Below are 17,699 nucleotides of genomic sequence, written 5' to 3'. Positions count from 1 at the left end.
TAGTGGCCGGCGGCGTCCCCGGCTTCCCGCCCCCTCTCGGAGGGCAGTACAACCGGGATCGCTGGGGGGCTTAACTTCCGGGTTCGAAATGAGACCGGGTGTGGCCCCCCCGCTATGGCCGCCGTACCACTACCAACTCCCCACAAACACTTTAAAAACTTTACGGTTTACCTCAGACAATAGTTCCTAGAAGCTTTTCGAATTCTTTAAGAACCTCTAGCTGATCCCTAGTTTCTACAGCACTTGGCTTCAAGGTCCTAACTTCCAAAAGTGCTTCTTTTAAAGGGAGCTTATACTTATACATTAACCAAGCCACAACCACAGTTCCACTTCTTCCACTCCCTCCATAGCAATGTACTAGAACTTTCTTTCCTTCTTTCACCTTTTCATCAATCCACTTCACGATGTATTTTAATTCTTCAATGCTCGGAGCCGTAAAATCGGGTATTGGGACGTGTAAAACTTCAACCTCCATTCTAACTTTTTCTAGGTCGTATTCCAGCTCAAATTCCTCAACTAACACAACGAAAGCATCGAACTCCTTAACTAATTCTTCAACCTCATCTTCATATGGCATTCTAGAAAACGCTACATAGTCATCAACAAAACGAACCTCCATAATATCACCTGAAAGGTTTTTTGTAAAACATTCTTAAGCATTTAGTTTTCGGGGATATGAAGAAATAGCTCCTGAATCCATATGAAATTAAAATAAACAGAGAAAAATTTAGAAAATACGAGAATCCGAATGGTTAGCATAATTGATGCCATTTCTAACTGTTTTTCTTTTTGTATAATTTCAAAACAGTGGGGGGAAAATATATAAAGGATGAGCATGTACTCTGGTTTGCCCCGCATGCGGGGGTCGGTTAATACCCCAAGAGGGCATCAAATGAAATCCACGTGTAACCTTCGGATGTAGGGCCCGGGGGTTGCCCCGAAAGGATTAGAGGCTTGGAGGGTTTTAAAACCCGAGGAAGGGCTGGTGAAGACCAACCCCTACGGGGTCATAGCAGTAGAAAAACAAAGAATTGGGATGAAATTCCACAAAATTACACCAAAACCCCCGTAGGGGGAACCCCGTCGCTGAAAAAGTTCTAAAAATAGAAGTTGTTGAGGGAGTAATTCTTGGATGCACTAAACTACTAAAGTTTGTGATTCAGCAGAAATCTAAATCAAAAAATTAATTGAAATTGCGTCTCAAAGTATCTAATATTGCTGATAAGATATTCTTGGAGAACTCCAGTAAATCCACTTCCCTTCCAAGTTCTTTTTTTAACGATGTTGCTGATAGATAAGTAACTTCATTGTTAACATTTATTCCAATCCCCACAATAACGTACTCAACTATGTCGATCTCACCCTTAGCTTCTATTAGTATCCCTCCTATCTTTTTCCCATTTACAAAAATTTCTCCTTTATCATTTGCATTTCCTTCAATTCCCAATTTTTTTAAAGTATCAAGGATTGCAGAAGAGAGTAAAGGAACTAAGTTCTCTACATCTACTAGTCTAATTTTTGGCCTCAATATTATAGAAAAATACAACCCTCCTGGTTTTGATTGCCACTTTTTCTTTAGCTTCCCTCTTCCTTGGATCTGCTCTTCAGCTATAATCACTGTAAAACTTTTTTCACCTTTTTCAGCTAATTTTTTAGCTACTTCCATTGTAGAAGTCGTTTTTTTAAGATAATATGAGGGGATATCAATCTCCCAAGGATAAGGTTTTCTTGGTTCATGAACTAGTCTGTATCCCTTTTTATCAGCGATTATCCCGTAACCTAACTCTTTTAATTCCCTAATATGTTTCCAAATAGCAACTCTAGACACTCCTAATTTCGACGCTAAATAGTCTCCTGAAACTGTTCTTCCTTTTCTCAACTCTTCAAGTATTTTTCTTTTTATTGAGCTATTCTTTAGCATCTCAATGTTATTCTTAAAATGCTTCAAAAATTTCACTCTTTATGGTTAACCAAAATACATTTAAAGGTTAACGAAATCATATCAGGGGTGATCACATGAAAGCCAGAGAAATTGTATTATCGGGAGTATTTGCAGCATTAACAGCAGTTGGTGCTCAGATTTCTGTACCCCTTGGCCCAGTACCATTTACTTTTCAAGTCCTCATGGTATTTCTCTCGGGACTGGTTCTAGGAGCAAAGCTTGGAACACTTAGCCAAGTTATCTACCTCTTGCTAGGAGCACTTGGATTACCAGTCTTTGCTAGATTTAGCGGAGGGATAATTCATATTTATGGACCAACTGGAGGGTATTTACTAGCTTTTCCAATAGCAGCCTTTATTTCAGGTTATTTTTCAGAAAAAACTAAATCTTCTTGGGGAAAACTAGGAGGATGTCTTCTTGGATTAGGTATAATTTACATTCTTGGGTGGGTAAGACTCGGAATATGGCTAGATATGGACTTTAAGAAAGCATTTTATCTAGGGGTTGCACCTTTCATTGTTTTTGACATTATCAAGGCTCTAATTGCGCTTGTAATTTCTGAGAGAATAAAGAATGTTGTCAGATGACTCTCTTTACATTTTTAAAATCTTGATTTTGAACAAAGCAAATAAAATTGTAGATGCACAAAAATTTTTCGAGAATTTTAATATTTGATCTAAATTTTTTCGATATGACTAGAAATTCAAAAAATTTTTCGAAAAGACAAAAAATTTACCGAAAATTTTAAATACCTATGCAAAATGATGAGGGATGGGTGGTGTATATTAAGCAGAAGAAGAGAAATACTATTACTAGACTCAACCCTAAGAGAAGGAGAGCAAACACCTGGAGTTAACTACACACCAGAGCAGAGACTTGAAATAGCCTTAGCTTTAGATGAGTTTGGTGTTGAGTTTATCGAAGTTGGACATCCAGCAGTAAGCAGAGATGTATTCGAGGGGATAAAGCTCGTAGCTCAGCAAGGACTTAAGGCAAATCTTCTTGCACATTCAAGAGCCTTAATAAGTGATGTGGACTATGTTCTAAAAGCAGGGACAGACTGGATAGGAATATTTTTCTGCTTGTCAAATCACTGCCTAACCAAGAGATTTGGAATAACTCTAGAACAGGCATTAGACAGAATTAGTAGAGCTATAGAGTATGCAAAAGACCACGGGTTAAAGGTTAGGTTTACTCCAGAGGATACAACAAGGACTGAATGGAAGAACTTAGTAGCCGCACTTAATCTTGCAAAAGAACTAAAAGCTGACAGAATTAGCATAGCAGATACAACAGGAAGTGCTCATCCTCTAAAATTCTACATGCTCGTTAGAAATGTTACAGAGTTTGGAATACCTGTAAATGTCCACTGCCATAACGATCTTGGCTTGGCTCTTGCAAATGCACTCATGGGAATTGAAGCAGGTGCAACACTGGTTGATGCTACCATAAATGGATTAGGAGAGAGGGCGGGAATTGTTGATTTGGCTCAAATTGCTACAGTTCTATATTATCATTATGGCATCAAAAAGTACAAGCTGGAGATGCTTTACTACTTGAGCCAGCTACTTACCAAAATAACAGGAATAAGACCACAGCAAAACTACCCGATAGTGGGAGAGAATGCATTTACACATAAAGCAGGACTTCATGTCTCTGCCGTAATCAAAGACCCAACTTTCTACGAATTTCTTCCTGCAGAAACCTTTGGCAGGGAAAGAAGAATCTACCTAGATAGATTTGCTGGCAGAGATACTATTAGGTTTTACTTAAGGAAAGCAGGCATTGAAGATGAAAATATTGTTGAAGAACTTCTAAGAAAAGTAAAAGAAAGCAGAGAACCTTATACCTGGGAAAAATTAATAGAAGAAGCCAGGAGGTTAGCAATATGACGTTAATTGAGGAGATTCTTGGTGGAAAAGTTGGAGAGAGCGTAGTTAGGAAAGTGGATTTAGTATACGCTCACGATGGAACAATGCCCCTAATAATAGAAGCATTTAATAAGGCCTTTACCACCGTAAGGGCAAGGGCATATATCTTTTTTGACCACGTGTATCCAGCTCCTACAGTAAAGATTGCAAACTTGCAAAAAGAGATTAGAGACTTCGCAAAAAGGCATGGAATTCCAGTAATAGAGGGACAAGGAATCAGCCATCAACTCGTCGTTGAGATGGGACTAGCGGAGAACTCAAAGATAGTTGTGGGAGCTGATTCTCATACTCCAACTCTCGGGGCACTGGGAGTCTTTGCCGTAGGAATGGGAGCAACGGATGTTGCTGTAATTTTGGGGCTAGGAAAGACATGGTTCAGAATTCCAGAAAGTGTTGGAGTTATTCTCGAGGGTAATCCTTCAAAGTATGTCACGGCAACTGATGTGATACTTCATCTCATCTCAATACTAAGGAACTACGATATGAACTATAAGGCTGTAGAATTCTTCAATGTTCCTTTCTCTCTTGATGAGCGCCTAACACTAACAAACTTTGTAGTGGAGGCCAATGCAAAAACGGGAATAATAGGAGAAGAGTATACAGGAGATGGGTACATAAAAGAGCTCGAAGTTGAGCTAAATTCCCTTAATCCTCTCGTTGCAAAACCGCATAATCCGGGAAACGTTGTTCCAGTGGAAGAAGTAGAGGGGACAAAAATAGATCAAGTCTTCATAGGCTCATGCACAAATGGGATGTTTGAACAAATATCCAAGGCTGCTGATATTTTGGAAGGAGAAGAAGTGGCAGTCAGGACTATCGTTGGCCCTGCATCTATGAGTGTATACAAGAGGATGATAGAAGAGGGAATAGCAAGAAAACTCATTGAAGCTGGAGCAGTTATTCTTCCCCCAGGATGTGGGCCTTGCTTAGGGAGACATATGGGTGTAGTTGGGGATGGGGAAGTAGTTCTAAGCACGACAAATAGAAACTTCAGAGGGAGAATGGGGTCTCCCAATGCACAGATTTACCTTTCTAATCCAATAACTGCAGCTGTAAGCGCTTTATATGGAGAAATAACGAATCCGGAGGGGCATATATGATAACAAGGGGTAGAGTATGGAAATTTGGGGATAACATTTCAACAGACGCAATAACTCCCGGAAGATATAACTTAACAAAAGATCCAAACGAGCTAGCAAAGATAGCATTCATTGAAGAAAGACCAGAGTTTTCCAAAGAAGTTAAACCAGGAGATGTAGTTGTTGGAGGAAAAAACTTTGGAATAGGATCATCAAGAGAATCTGCAGCCTTAGCACTAAAAGCTGCGGGAGTAGGGGGAGTAATTGCAAAATCGTTTGGAAGAATATTCTTTAGAAACGCAGTGAACCTGGGACTCCCCCTTTTGATAGGAGATACCGACCCACTCTTAGATGGAGAAATTGTTGAGGTTAACTGGAGAACTGGGGAAGTAAGGAAAGAAAATGGGAAAGTTCTAAAGTTTAAGCCACTTGACAGTTTTCTTCTCGATATAGTCGAAGAAGGGGGTATTATTGAATACATTAGAAGGAGGGGAGATTTATGGATACAATAGCAGTCATTTGGGAGACTCTAAAAAACTTAGATGAGGATATAGAGGATCTTTGGAACGAAGAAATTAGAGTAAGCACTATATTAACTCGCTTTGATATGTAATATTTGAAACAAAATATTGATTTTCAGAACTATATGATACGAAATTATTACAAATACATTGTATTTGAAACCAAAGCCAGGAGGTGGTTGGAATGAGTGTAGTTGAGTGTCCCGTATGTGGAGCAGAGATAGAAGTTGACGGAGTGGAGTTACACCAGATAGTTGAGTGCCCTGTATGCGGAGCAGAGCTTGAAGTCGTTAGTTTGAACCCCCTAACACTGGAAGAGCTTCCAGAAGTTGAAGAGGACTGGGGAGAGTAGTTTCCCCAGCTTTTATTTTTTTATGGAGGAGAATCCTATGAAGATCGGAATTACATACACAATCTTGAGAAAAGAGGAAGTAATGATTAGAGAGAGAGCCAGTGAGTTTGGAGAAGTTATAATGTTGCACGAGGACGACATGACATTTCCCGCAAAATTTGACTTAGACGTTGTTATAATTAGGAATATAAGCCATTTTAAGGCCCTATACCTAGCAAAGTTGTTTGAAGATGCTGGAATTCCCGTAGTAAATCCGTTTAATATAATACTTGAAGCTGGAGACAAATTACTTGCAACATTGAAACTTTCAAAGAAAGTAAAGGTTCCCAGGTGGGGAGTTGCAATAAGCGAGAATGGCGCGAAAAATTTGGGGAAAAAGCTTGGATTTCCATTTGTATCAAAGCCTATCTATGGAAGCTGGGGTAGGTTAGTGACGAAAGTAAACGATATCGACGCCCTAGAGAGCCTACTTGAACATAAAACCTGGATGAAAAATCCCCTTTACAACATCCATTACTTTCAAGAGTTCGTAGAAAAACCTGGAAGAGACATTAGGAGTTATGTGATAGGAGGAGAATTCGTGACTGCTATTTACAGGTATTCTGATCATTGGATTACAAACACAGCTAGGGGAGGCAAGGCTACCCCCTGTACAGATGAAGATGTCAAAGAAGTCTCAATAAAAGCTTGGGAGGCATTTGGAGATGGAGCTTTAGCAATAGACATTTTTGAAAGCCCTCAGGGGTTGTTAGTCAACGAAGTTAATCCAAATATGGAGTTTAAGAACGCAGCCAGAGTTACTGGAGTTGATATTGCTCGAAAACTCGTTGAATATGCAGTGGAGGTGGCAAAGAGATGATCAAGGCTGCTGTTGTTGGGGCTAGTGGATATATCGGAGGGGAATTAGTTAGGTTACTCGCAATGCATCCAGAAGTTGAGATTACTGCAATAACCTCAAGACAATATGCCGGAAAGAAAGTGCATAAAGTTCATCCAAACCTTAGAGGACTTGACTTAAGATTCACAAACGACTACAATTTCGATGCAGATGTGATATTCTTGGCAGTCCCACATGGGACATCTATGAAAATCATAGAGGAGTTCTTGGGAAGTGCTAAGATAATAGACATGAGCGCTGATTTCAGGATAAAGAAAGAGTTGTACGAAAAGTATTATGGTCCGCACGAGAAACCCGAACTCATAGACAGATTTACTTACGGCTTACCAGAGCTTCACAGAAAAGAAATAAAAAAGGCCGAACTTGTTGCCAATCCAGGGTGTAATGCCACAGCAACGATCCTTGGACTCTATCCCTTCAAGGACTTAACTCAGGAGGCCATAGTTGACCTAAAAGTCAGCTCCTCTGCAGGAGGAAGAAGAGAGAACATTGCAAGTATTCATCCAGAAAGAAGCAACGTGGTTAGGGTATACAAGCCCTATCACCACAGGCACGAGGCAGAGGTTCTGCAGGAAACTAGAGTAAAGGCCATGTTCACAGTCCATTCTGTAGACTTAGTGAGAGGATTGTTAGCTACAATTTACTTCCGCTATGAGGGCAATGAAAGAGAACTGCTGAGAAAGCTCTTGATGTATAAAGACGAGCCCTTTGTAAGAATCGTAACTGATAAAGGAGGATTACAAAGGTATCCTGATCCAAAGTACGTCATTGGAAGCAATTTTATCGATATAGGATTCGCATACGACTCCGAAAACTCAAGGGTGATGGTATTCTCGGCAATAGATAACTTGATCAAGGGAGGAGCTGGACAGGCTGTTCAAAACATGAACATAATGTTTGGACTTAAAGAAACGACTGGATTAGAGTATTATCCTGTTTATCCCGTGTGAGGTGGTAACAATGAGAGTCGTGAAGATTGGAGGTTCCGTTATATCAATGCTAGAAAATCTATGGAGAGAAAACGGAATCTCAGAAATTCTGGGAAATTCAGTTATTGTTCATGGAGGATCAAGACATGTTGATGAACTTTCCAGGAAAATGGGAGTTAAAATAGAGAAGCTAACAAGCCCCTCTGGGGTAACCTTTAGAAGAACAACAAAGGAAGTGCTTAAGGTTTATGTAGCCGCAATGATAAGGGCCAATAAAGAAATTGTTGAATTCTTGAGAAATCAAGGAATAAACGCAATAGGCCTCACAGGACTTGACAGGGAGCTGATTATTGGAGAGAGGAAAAAGCTAATCAAAGCAGTTATCAATGGAAGAGTTGTTGCCATTAGGGATGATTATTCTGGAGTAATAAAGAAAGTGAACACTCAAATCCTAAGAGAGTATCTCAAGATTGGAACTCCAGTTATAGCTTCCATTGCCTATGACCCAATTGAGAACACTCCCCTCAACGTAGATGGTGATAAAGTTGCTTATCATGTGGCCCTCGCCATGGATGCAAAGGAGCTCTACTTCCTCTCAGACACAGCATTTATGGCTGGAGGAAAAGTAGTTTCAGAGCTCCCTGCAGATGAAATAGAGAAATACTTAATTTTTGCAAAGGGAGGAATGAAAAAGAAGCTTCTTATGGCCAAAGAAGCGATAAACAGTGGTATTAAGAACGTTGTAATTGAAGGATTAAACGGAAGGACGGTGATATATTGAGGGAAATGAGCTTGTACAGGAAGAGACTAAGGCTCGTAAAAGGAGAAGGAATTTACGTATGGGATTCCCAGGGAAAGAAGTACATAGACTTAATAGCAGGTATTGGAGTAAACGTTCTAGGACACAATCATCCCGAGTGGGTAAGTGAATTGCAGGAACAGCTAGAAAAGCTTGTAGTTGCAGGCCCAATGTTTGATCATGAGGAAAAGTACGAGATGCTTGAAGAACTTGAAAAATTTGTCACATACGAATACGTATACATAGGAAATTCAGGAACAGAAGCAGTTGAAGCTGCATTAAAGTTTGCTAGGCTTTATACCGGGAGAAAAGAGATAATAGCTATGACAAACGCTTTCCATGGAAGGACAATGGGGGCTTTAAGTGCTACTTGGAAACCAAAGTATAGAGAAGACTTCAAACCTTTAGTTCCTGGGTTTAAGCACATACCTTTCAACGATGTTGAAGCAGCAAAAGAAGCAATAACTACGGAAACTGCAGCTGTAATATTTGAGCCAATTCAAGGAGAAGGAGGAGTTGTTCCAGCAAATGAAGAGTTCGTCAAAACACTTAGAGATCTTACTGAAGACAAAGGAGCCTTGCTAATTGCAGATGAAGTTCAGAGTGGTCTTAGGACAGGAAAATTTCTAGCTATTGAGCATTACAAAGTGGAACCAGACATTGTAACTATGGGTAAGGGCATTGGAAATGGAGTGCCAGTAAGCTTAACATTAACAAACTTTGACGTGGAAAGAGGGAAACACGGATCAACATTTGGAGGAAATCCTCTAGCCTGTAAAGCTGTGGCCGTAACTCTAAGAATTTTGAGAAGAGAAAAACTAATCGAAAAAGCTGCTGAAAAGTTCATTGAAATAAAAGGAGAAAATGTTGTCTTAACGAGAGGAAAAGGGCTAATGATAGGAATAGTCATGAAAAAACCCGTAGCTAAAGTGGTAGAAGAACTTCAAAATAGAGGTTATCTCGTTCACACAGCGGGGCAGCGGGTTATAAGACTTCTCCCACCTCTTATAATTAGCAAAGATGAGATAAATCAAGCAAAATCGGCCATTGAAGGTGTTATTAATGATATCTACGGAAGAAAAAATTGAGTTTCTTAAACGCCTTGTTGAAATCTATAGTCCGACGGGAAAAGAAAATGGGGTTGCTAAGTTCCTCATTAAATCCTTTGAAAATTATGGGATAGAGGCATATCTCGATGATGTAGGGAACGTAATCGCTGTAAAAAAGGGAAAGGGACCACTAATCCTATTAGCTGGCCATATGGATACAGTTCCGGGCTATATTCCCGTCAGGATTGAGAACGGAGAGCTATGGGGCAGAGGGGCTGTCGATGCAAAAGGGCCATTAGCTACTTTCTTTTTTGCTACAATAGAAAGTGACGCAAACATAATTTTTGCTGGGTTAGTGGATGAAGAAGGATTTTCCAAGGGGGCAAAGAACTTAGAAGTTCCAAAACCTGATTACATAATTGTGGGAGAACCAAGTGGAACCAATGGAGTAACGATTGGATACAAAGGTAGTTTAACAGTTAAGTTTACAGAAACAGTAGAAAAAGTGCACGGCAGCATTGGAGTCGGAGCAGCTGAAAAACTAATAGAGAAATGGCTCACTATAGCCAAGTACTTCGGTGAGGGCTTTAACAGTCTGAGCGGAAGAATTGTCAAATTTGTTGCATATGAAAGGGAGTTTGACTTTTTTGGAGAGATGATAGTTAATTTAAGAACTCCTCCCGGATATATGCCTCCAAAAGAATGGGACATCATTGACTTTGTTCCAGCATATGAAGTAAGTAGAACTTCTCCCCTTGTAAGAGCGTTCGTTAGAGCAATAAGGAAAGCAGGTTACAAGCCGAAGCTAAAGAAAAAAACTGGCACAGCCGATACAAATATTCTCGGACCAAAGTATGGAGTGGATGCAATAGCATATGGGCCTGGAGATTCCAAGCTTGACCACACTCCCTACGAAAGGATAAAGCTCAGGGAATACCTAGAAGCTATTGAAATCCTTAAAAACGCAATTCTCGAGCTCAGCTCAAACGATTGACAAACCGCTACTTTTCTAATTCATATCTTGACAAATTTTGTCATTTGGATAGGAACAGTTGCCCAAGAATTTAAATACTCTTTTTATTTTCTTTGTGGATGGTGATAGGGTGATGCCACGCCAATTTACACAGCAAAAGGTGATGCCCCGCCAATGGGTGATGCCCTGCCAATATCAATAGATAACGGCGGGGTAGATGTTCTAAGAAAACTACTTCTTAGAGCTTTAAACGAAAATCAGAGGCTTATACTTGAAAGCATAAACGGCAAGCACAGGTCATTGAACGCTCTACTTGAGGAACTTAGCAGAAAGAAAAGGAAACCACTGTCAACCCTAAAGCTTAATGCAAGAATTCTGAAGGAGCTAGGATTGATAGAATACGGAACAAAGGATGATCCAAAACCCGTTAGATTGACTGAAGAAGGAAAACTTGTTCTGACAATTTTAAGAGGTGATGGAAGTGAGTGAAGTTCTTACAGTAAAGTTAAAAGAGATGCTAAAGCCTGTTAATGGCTTTCACATGAACTCCTCTTTAACTTGCCTCAGAATACTCCAAGCAGTTTTAGAGTTAAAGAAGGAAGAGGATACAATAATAATCAGCAAGGGACACTCAGCCCCAGCATTCTACGTCTTACTCTGGAAAATGGGACTGATAAGTGATGAAGAACTTATGAGCTTTGCAGAAATTGATGGGCTTCCAAGCCATGTAACTAGGGGACTTCCCTTTATTGAAGTCTCTTCAGGATCACTAGGTCAAGGACTCTCTGTGGCAAACGGTATAGCACTAGCTAAAAAAATGGACAAAAAGAAAGGCAGAATATTTGTTGTTTTAGGAGATGGAGAGTTAGATGAAGGCCAAATATGGGAAGCTGCCATGACAGCAGCACATCACAACCTTGATAATGTTATAGCAATTATTGACAGAAACTACTACCAGCTTACGGGACATACTGAAGATATACTCGCAAAGGAGCCTTTGGCAGAGAAGTGGAAGGCCTTTGGATGGGAAGTTAGGGAAATTGAAAATGAGGTAGAAAAACTAAAGAAAACTATAATCGAACTAGAAAAAATCAATGATAAGCCAAAAGTCATTATAGCGAGGTGGAATTGGTGATAGAAAGCTTCAGAGAAGCTTTCGGAAGAGCACTGGTCGAAATTGGGGAGAGAATAGAGGAAGTCGTTGTAATTGACGCAGATGTGAAGGGATCAACAAAGACACTATATTTCGAAAAAGCATTTCCAAATAGATTTATCCAAGTCGGAATAAGTGAACAAGATATGATAGGAACCGCAGCAGGACTTGCAATTGCAGGAAAAATACCAGTGGCCTCTGCATTTGCAGTATTCCTAATGAGAGCTTGGGAACAGATAAGAAATACTGTGGCAAGAGACAACTTAAATGTGAAGATAGTAGGAACTCATTCAGGATTTTCAGATCACCTGGACGGCTCATCCCACCAATGTCTAGAAGATATAGCCCTTATGAGAGTTTTGCCAAATATGAAGGTCGTTGTCCCCGCAGATGCATACGCAACGAAGGCATTGCTCGGGCAGATTATAGAGACCCACGGGCCAGTATATATGAGGATAGGAAGGGACTATGCTCCAAGGGTCTATGAAGATGGGGCAGAGATAAAGCTAGGAAAGGCCAACGTGCTAAGAAAAGGGAACGAAATACTCCTAGTGGCAACTGGAACTTTGGTTCATACAGCATTAAATGTAGCTAAAATGCTCGAAAAACTGAATTTCGATGCAAGTGTAATTGATATGCATACAATAAAGCCACTTGACGAAAAGACTCTCTTGCACTATGCAAAGAGAGCTGAAGTAGTTGTTACCCTTGAAGAACACAGCATTTATGGAGGACTAGGAGGAGCAGTTGCAGAGGTTTTGAGCGAAAAACTTCCCAGGAGAGTGATTAGAATAGGAACAGTAGAGTTTGGACAATCTGGTAGGGATTATCTTGCACTTCTAGACAGGTATGGATTAACACCCGACAAAATCTACCAAAAAATTGTCCAGGTGGTGATGTAATTTGAGCGTTATGAAGTACTCAAAAGAATACAAAGAGAAGACCGTAGTTAAAATCAATGACGTTAAGTTTGGTGAGGGGTTCACAATAATCGCAGGGCCATGCTCAATAGAAAGCAGGGATCAAATTATGAAGGTGGCTGAATTTTTGGCAGAAGTTGGAATCAAAGTTTTGCGTGGGGGAGCATTTAAACCAAGGACTTCCCCCTATTCCTTCCAAGGGTATGGAGAAAAGGCCCTAAGGTGGATGAGAGAGGCCGCTGATGAATACGGATTAGTAACTGTAACTGAAGTTATGGACACAAGGCATGTCGAACTCGTGGCAAAATACTCAGACATCCTCCAGATAGGAGCCAGAAATTCCCAGAACTTTGAACTCTTAAAAGAGGTTGGTAAGGTGGAAAATCCAGTTCTGCTAAAAAGAGGCATGGGGAACACAATACAAGAGCTGCTATACTCGGCCGAATACATTATGGCGCAAGGAAACGAGAACGTAATATTATGTGAAAGAGGTATAAGGACTTTTGAAACAGCTACGAGATTTACACTTGATATTTCTGCAGTCCCAGTGGTGAAGGAACTTTCTCACCTACCAATTATTGTAGACCCCTCCCACCCAGCAGGAAGGAGAAGCCTAGTAATTCCACTAGCCAAGGCTGCATATGCCATTGGAGCAGATGGTATTATGGTTGAAGTTCATCCAGAACCAGAAAAGGCACTCTCAGATTCCCAGCAACAACTAACGTTTGATGACTTCTTACAACTACTAAAAGAGCTGGAGGCCCTGGGATGGAAGGGATAATTTTTGGAGATCTTTCAACACTTCCCGATTTGCTTTCTTCTCTTTCTCCCTACAAGGTAGTAGTTCTAACTAACACAACTCTAAAGGAATTATGGCTCGAAGAAGTTCTAACGTGGTTAAAAGAGTTCAAACCCCAGACAATCGTTGTTCCAGATGGGGAAAAATACAAAGATTTAGATACAGTTAGATATATTTGGGAAAAATTACTAGAAATGGGATTTACACGAAGATCACTCCTAATAGGGTTAGGTGGAGGGGTTATAACAGACATTGCTGGTTTTGTTGCCTCAACATATATGAGAGGAACATACCTAGGTCTCGTTCCCACAACACTTCTAGCCCAAGTTGATGCAGCTATTGGGGGAAAAACTGGCATAAATTTCTACGGGAAGAATATAATTGGAACATTTTACCTTCCGAAATTCGTGCTAATTTGTAGGGACTTTCTCAAGACCCTCCCAATGGTGGAAATTCTTAATGGGTTAGCTGAAGTTGTGAAGTATGGAATACTAGACAAAGAAGTCTACAATGCAATTAAAACAATGAACTCTCCCAGGGAAATTGTAGAAAGGGAGGATATAATAAAGAAATCTGTAGCGGTAAAACTGAGAATCGTAGAGGAAGATTTAAAGGAAAACGGAAAGAGGAGAGTTCTAAACTTGGGTCACACAGTAGGACATGCCATAGAGAAAATTTCTGACTACAAAATAAAACACGGCTTCGCAGTTTCAATGGGATTAGTTGTGGAAGCAAAAATTGGAGAAATATTGTATGGCTTTGATTCAGGGAAAGTTGTTGAGATACTAACTAAATTTGGTTTGCCTGTAAAAATACCCTTTGATCCATACACAACTCTTCAAGCCATGAAAATCGACAAAAAGGCTTGGTACGGAAAGATAGTTATTGTTGTTCCGGTTGAGATTGGAAAAGCCAATATTGAGGAGGTAGATGAAAAGATAATTCTACAAGCGCTGGAGGAAGCTAAAAATGCCTAAATTGGCCGGAGTTATAATAGCTAAAACCATTGAAGAAGCTGTAAAAAAGATAAAGCTACATGAAGCCGACCTTTATGAGCTTAGAGTAGATTACCTGGAGAGCATGGAGAACATTGAACTCCTCTTACCTCATTCAAACAAGCTGATAGTGACCGTGAGGAAAGTAGAAGAGGGAGGAGCAAAACGCATTGAAGAACAAGAAAGGTTAAAATTATTTGAGAAGTTTGCAAAAATTAAACCTGCATATTTCGATGTTGAACTTTACTCAAATATCGTGGAGGATGTAATAAACCTCTCCTCAAAAATAGGGAGCAAAGTAATCCTATCATACCATAACTTTTCTAAAACTCCTTCATACCAAACTCTCCAATCAATTTTGGATTCGATGATAGAGCTTGAACCAGATATAATAAAAATCGTGACCTATGCGAGGGATTTTCGAGACAACATAGAGGTGATCAAACTCTACGAGAACAGCGAAAATCTAATTGCGTTTTGCATGGGCGAGAAGGGAAAAATTTCAAGAATATTTAGCGCCCTCTACTCTCCTTTTACGTATGTTAGCATTGACAATAGCGTAGCTCCTGGACAATTTACAGTTGGAGAGATGAGAAAAATCCTAGAATTGCTAGGTGAGACAAAATGATAAACGGAGAAACAAAAATTTATGGAATAATTGGCAATCCAGTAAAACACTCCTTGAGCCCAATAATGCACAACGCCCTATTCAAAAAATTTGGAATAAATGCCATTTACGTCCCATTCGAAGTGAAAAAAGATCTAAAGAATGCAATAAACGGTGTTAAGGCACTTGACATTCAGGGAGTAAACGTTACAATGCCCTACAAAGAAGAAGTTATAAAATTCCTTGATGAGCTCTCCGAAGACTCTCAAAATATAGGAAGCGTAAACACTGTTGTGAACCTTGAAGGAAAGCTAGTGGGGTATACAACGGATGGAATAGGAGCCAGAAGAGCATTGGAGCGATTTACTCAGGTAGATGGGGCCAACATTTTAATTCTAGGAGCAGGAGGTGCTGGAAAAGCAATTGCATATGAACTCTCAAAAGTTGCAAATGTCGTAGTCTTAAACAGAACCATAGAGAAAGCCAAGAGGTTAGAAAAGTTTGGAATAGTGGGAGACTCCCTAGAAGCCCTCCCATATTATGTCGAGTGGGCAGATATACTGATTAATGCAACCTCAGTTGGAATGAATGAAGAAAAAAGTCTAGTACCAAAGAATCTCCTAAGACCTGGGCTAGTTGTTATGGATATAGTCTACAAACCACTAAACACCCTACTTCTTAGATATGCTCAGGAAAAGGGATGTATAGCTATTGATGGACTTTGGATGCTAGTCTATCAAGGAGCAGAGAGTTTTAGACTTTGGACTGGAGAGGAGGGAGACGTAGAACTTATGAGGAGGGTCGCCCTTGCGTGGCTTAGGGAAAGGAAGTAGTGCAATAACTGTCGTTAATGCTTTTGCAACTGGAAAAGGCGGAGCTATTGGAATAGACCTATGGACTGAGGCCAAGGTAAAGATAACAGACGGAGAAGTTAAAGGGAAAATTCTTGTAAACGGGTTAGAATTCAACGATTTTAGAGTAGTAAATGCCGTTTTGGATGTAATGAGGAGGTATTCTGGGATAGAATTTGGAATAGAGTTCGAGATAAACTCTGAAATACCCGTAGGAAAAGGTCTAAAAAGTAGCTCTGCCGTAGCAAATGCTCTTGTAGAAGCAATAGCAAGGGCTCTTCGCTTAAATATTCCCGGAATAAAGGTCGTAAAGCTTGGAGTTGAGGCAGCGAAAAAAGCAGGGGTAACATTGACGGGAGCTTTTGACGATGCTTGTGCCTCTTATTTTGGAGGTTTGTGCCTAACAGATAATCTAAGAGTTGAACTACTTAAGAGAATTGAAATTGATGAGTTGCCAGTGGTAATTTTAGTTCCAAATGAGACAGTTCTTACAGAAGAGCTGAAAGGGGTAGATTTCCTAAAAATAGCCCCCTATGTTGAGGAAGCATTCAAGCTTGCAATTAAAGGGGAATGGAAAAAGGCACTTGTTTTAAACGGATTGATATACTCAACATTTCTAAGCTATCCTCCTGAACCCATATCCAAAGCCTTACATCTTGGAGCTGTAGTGGGGTTAAGTGGAAAAGGACCAAGTGTATTTGCAATTACAGATGAACCGGAGAGGATAGAAGAAGTTTGGAGAGAATTTGGAGATGTTATAATTACTTCAACAAGATAAGACGAAAAAGATAAATCCTGAAACATGATTTATTTTTGGTGATACTAAGATGAGAAAGGTAGGAATTACACTTTCTGTAGTTGCTCTAGTAATAATGGGATTTGTAGCAGGATGTATTGGTGGTACTCAAACCCAGGGAGAAAAAGTAAAGGTAGCAGTTCTCTTTGACGTTGGAGGGAGGGGAGATTTAAGCTTCAATGATATGGCATACTTAGGAGCAGAAAGGGCAAAGAAAGAACTTGGAGTAGAAGTTGAATACATGACTCCAAAGTCTCGTGAAGATATGGTACCTTTACTAAAGCAACTGGCTGAAAGCAAGGAATATGACCTCCTAGTTCTAATTGGGTTCCTTTGGACTACTCCATTAGATCAAGTAGCAGATCAATATCCAGATCAAAAGTTTGCCCTCATAGACTCAACTACTGGAAAAGTTAGGGAGAATGAAGTAGATATTCTCTTTAGAGAACAAGAAGCTGCAGCACTCATAGGCGTGATAGCCTCTGGAATGGCCTATGAACTTGGTGGCGATACCATAGGTGCTGTAGCTGGAATGGACATTCCACCACTTTGGAAATTCCACATAGGCTACCTCTATGGAGCAAAGTATTTTGAGAAGAAGACTGGGAAGCCCGTGAAGTTGCTCTGGCAGTACACTGGAACATTTACAGATACACAAGTTGGATACACTACTGGAATGCAACTGTTGCAACAGGGTGCCAAAGTTCTCTATGGCCTAGCAGGTCTAACTCACGTTGGAATGTTTGACGCAGTAATCGACTGGAATAAGCAAGGAAAGGGCAAAGCACTTGCTATTGGTCAAGACGCAAGTCAAGAGTGGTATGCACCAGAGTATATCCCAATTAGCGGAGCTAAGAGAGTTGACGTTGCTGTTTATACGGCCATTGAAATGGTTGTCAAAAATCAATGGAAAGGAGGAATAATGACCCTCGGTCTCAAAGAGGGAGGCGTTGGCTACTGGAATTTGGATGGAGTTAGGCAATTTGCAGAATTTGCCCAGGAGGGTGGGATACTGTCAGGATAACTGGGGTATCACCTCCTGAAGCCATTCAGTCACATCACCAGGCGGTCCACCAAACCGAGAATGAATTCTAACAAAATTATA

The 17,699-nt window shown here is 40.3% G+C and carries 20 protein-coding genes, 1 rRNA gene and 2 pseudogenes; 19 read left to right on the top strand and 4 right to left on the bottom strand.

The features are described 5' to 3' along the window. Positions 1-4: 4 nt before the first annotated feature. The 3 genes from rrf to PWP39_RS07325 all read right to left on the bottom strand — a co-directional run bounded on the left by rrf (position 5) and on the right by PWP39_RS07325 (position 1,957). Positions 5-126: ribosomal RNA gene (rrf, locus tag PWP39_RS07335) — 5S ribosomal RNA — on the bottom strand. Between the two features lie 46 nt (positions 127-172). Further along, positions 173-619, bottom strand: a complete 447-nt coding sequence (locus PWP39_RS07330) for a protein-tyrosine phosphatase family protein (protein ID WP_288073372.1) — start codon at positions 617-619, stop codon at positions 173-175. 564 nt (positions 620-1,183) lie between these two features. After that, a complete protein-coding gene (locus PWP39_RS07325; RefSeq protein WP_288073370.1) occupies positions 1,184-1,957 on the bottom strand; it encodes a biotin--[acetyl-CoA-carboxylase] ligase in 774 nt (257 codons plus the stop codon). 59 nt (positions 1,958-2,016) lie between these two features. On the opposite strand from PWP39_RS07325, the gene PWP39_RS07320 reads away from it, so the two are divergent. From PWP39_RS07320 to PWP39_RS07230, 19 genes and pseudogenes are all read left to right on the top strand, one after another. After that, positions 2,017-2,529: a biotin transporter BioY gene (locus tag PWP39_RS07320; RefSeq protein ID WP_288073368.1), complete on the top strand. Its 513-nt coding sequence runs from the start codon at positions 2,017-2,019 to the stop codon at positions 2,527-2,529. A gap of 174 nt (positions 2,530-2,703) precedes the next feature. Then, complete coding sequence (gene lysS / locus PWP39_RS07315) at positions 2,704-3,834, top strand: homocitrate synthase (protein WP_288073366.1); 1,131 nt, start codon at positions 2,704-2,706, stop codon at positions 3,832-3,834. Then, entirely contained in the window at positions 3,831-4,973 is a 1,143-nt protein-coding gene (locus PWP39_RS07310) for a 3-isopropylmalate dehydratase large subunit (RefSeq protein ID WP_288073364.1), read from the top strand. The genes lysS and PWP39_RS07310 overlap by 4 nt, the downstream gene beginning before the upstream one ends. Further along, positions 4,970-5,464 (top strand): 3-isopropylmalate dehydratase small subunit, encoded by a 495-nt coding sequence (locus PWP39_RS07305; protein ID WP_288073362.1) that lies wholly within the window; start codon positions 4,970-4,972, stop codon positions 5,462-5,464. Before PWP39_RS07310 ends, PWP39_RS07305 begins: the two co-directional genes overlap by 4 nt. Positions 5,465-5,657: 193 nt before the next feature. Further along, positions 5,658-5,825, top strand: coding sequence for a lysine biosynthesis protein LysW (gene lysW / locus PWP39_RS07300; RefSeq protein WP_011012827.1), 168 nt, complete (start codon positions 5,658-5,660; stop codon positions 5,823-5,825). Between the two features lie 37 nt (positions 5,826-5,862). After that, a complete protein-coding gene (gene lysX, locus PWP39_RS07295) occupies positions 5,863-6,684 on the top strand; it encodes a lysine biosynthesis protein LysX (RefSeq protein ID WP_288073360.1) in 822 nt (273 codons plus the stop codon). Then, on the top strand, positions 6,681-7,673 hold the full coding sequence (gene argC / locus PWP39_RS07290) for an N-acetyl-gamma-glutamyl-phosphate reductase (RefSeq protein ID WP_011012829.1): 993 nt from the start codon (positions 6,681-6,683) through the stop codon (positions 7,671-7,673). Before lysX ends, argC begins: the two co-directional genes overlap by 4 nt. 10 nt (positions 7,674-7,683) lie before the next feature. After that, complete coding sequence (locus tag PWP39_RS07285; RefSeq protein WP_011012830.1) at positions 7,684-8,433, top strand: [LysW]-aminoadipate/[LysW]-glutamate kinase; 750 nt, start codon at positions 7,684-7,686, stop codon at positions 8,431-8,433. Positions 8,434-8,438: 5 nt separating this feature from the next. After that, a complete protein-coding gene (locus PWP39_RS07280) occupies positions 8,439-9,539 on the top strand; it encodes an acetylornithine/succinylornithine family transaminase (protein WP_011012831.1) in 1,101 nt (366 codons plus the stop codon). Next, entirely contained in the window at positions 9,514-10,494 is a 981-nt protein-coding gene (locus PWP39_RS07275) for a [LysW]-lysine hydrolase (protein ID WP_011012832.1), read from the top strand. Before PWP39_RS07280 ends, PWP39_RS07275 begins: the two co-directional genes overlap by 26 nt. Positions 10,495-10,647: 153 nt before the next feature. Then, positions 10,648-10,962 (top strand): TK0271 family transcriptional activator, encoded by a 315-nt coding sequence (tar, locus tag PWP39_RS07270; RefSeq protein ID WP_011012833.1) that lies wholly within the window; start codon positions 10,648-10,650, stop codon positions 10,960-10,962. Beyond that, the gene (locus PWP39_RS07265; protein WP_288073356.1) at positions 10,955-11,608 is read left to right on the top strand and encodes a thiamine pyrophosphate-binding protein; all 654 of its coding nucleotides are present in this window, start codon (positions 10,955-10,957) and stop codon (positions 11,606-11,608) included. Before tar ends, PWP39_RS07265 begins: the two co-directional genes overlap by 8 nt. After that, positions 11,605-12,528 (top strand): transketolase family protein, encoded by a 924-nt coding sequence (locus PWP39_RS07260; RefSeq protein WP_288073354.1) that lies wholly within the window; start codon positions 11,605-11,607, stop codon positions 12,526-12,528. Before PWP39_RS07265 ends, PWP39_RS07260 begins: the two co-directional genes overlap by 4 nt. 10 nt (positions 12,529-12,538) lie before the next feature. Continuing rightward, positions 12,539-13,327, top strand: a complete 789-nt coding sequence (aroF, locus tag PWP39_RS07255) for a 3-deoxy-7-phosphoheptulonate synthase (RefSeq protein WP_011012836.1) — start codon at positions 12,539-12,541, stop codon at positions 13,325-13,327. After that, on the top strand, positions 13,315-14,322 hold the full coding sequence (aroB, locus tag PWP39_RS07250; protein WP_011012837.1) for a 3-dehydroquinate synthase: 1,008 nt from the start codon (positions 13,315-13,317) through the stop codon (positions 14,320-14,322). Before aroF ends, aroB begins: the two co-directional genes overlap by 13 nt. Further along, the gene (locus PWP39_RS07245) at positions 14,315-14,968 is read left to right on the top strand and encodes a 3-dehydroquinate dehydratase (protein ID WP_011012838.1); all 654 of its coding nucleotides are present in this window, start codon (positions 14,315-14,317) and stop codon (positions 14,966-14,968) included. Before aroB ends, PWP39_RS07245 begins: the two co-directional genes overlap by 8 nt. After that, positions 14,965-15,780 (top strand): shikimate dehydrogenase, encoded by an 816-nt coding sequence (locus tag PWP39_RS07240; RefSeq protein WP_011012839.1) that lies wholly within the window; start codon positions 14,965-14,967, stop codon positions 15,778-15,780. Before PWP39_RS07245 ends, PWP39_RS07240 begins: the two co-directional genes overlap by 4 nt. Then, positions 15,755-16,576 carry a shikimate kinase gene (locus tag PWP39_RS07235; protein ID WP_011012840.1) on the top strand — a complete coding sequence of 274 codons (822 nt, stop codon included), beginning with the start codon at positions 15,755-15,757 and terminating at the stop codon, positions 16,574-16,576. Before PWP39_RS07240 ends, PWP39_RS07235 begins: the two co-directional genes overlap by 26 nt. A gap of 49 nt (positions 16,577-16,625) precedes the next feature. After that, a pseudogene (locus PWP39_RS07230) lies at positions 16,626-17,609 on the top strand (BMP family lipoprotein); the annotation flags it as partial. On the opposite strand, the pseudogene PWP39_RS07225 reads toward PWP39_RS07230, so the two are convergent. Then, a pseudogene (locus tag PWP39_RS07225) lies at positions 17,610-17,699 on the bottom strand (IS6 family transposase); the annotation flags it as partial.

This window comes from Pyrococcus sp. (assembly GCF_030153625.1).
In the GTDB taxonomy this organism is placed as follows: Archaea; Methanobacteriota_B; Thermococci; order Thermococcales; family Thermococcaceae; genus Pyrococcus; species Pyrococcus furiosus.
This window is presented reverse-complemented; position numbering and strand designations above follow the sequence as displayed.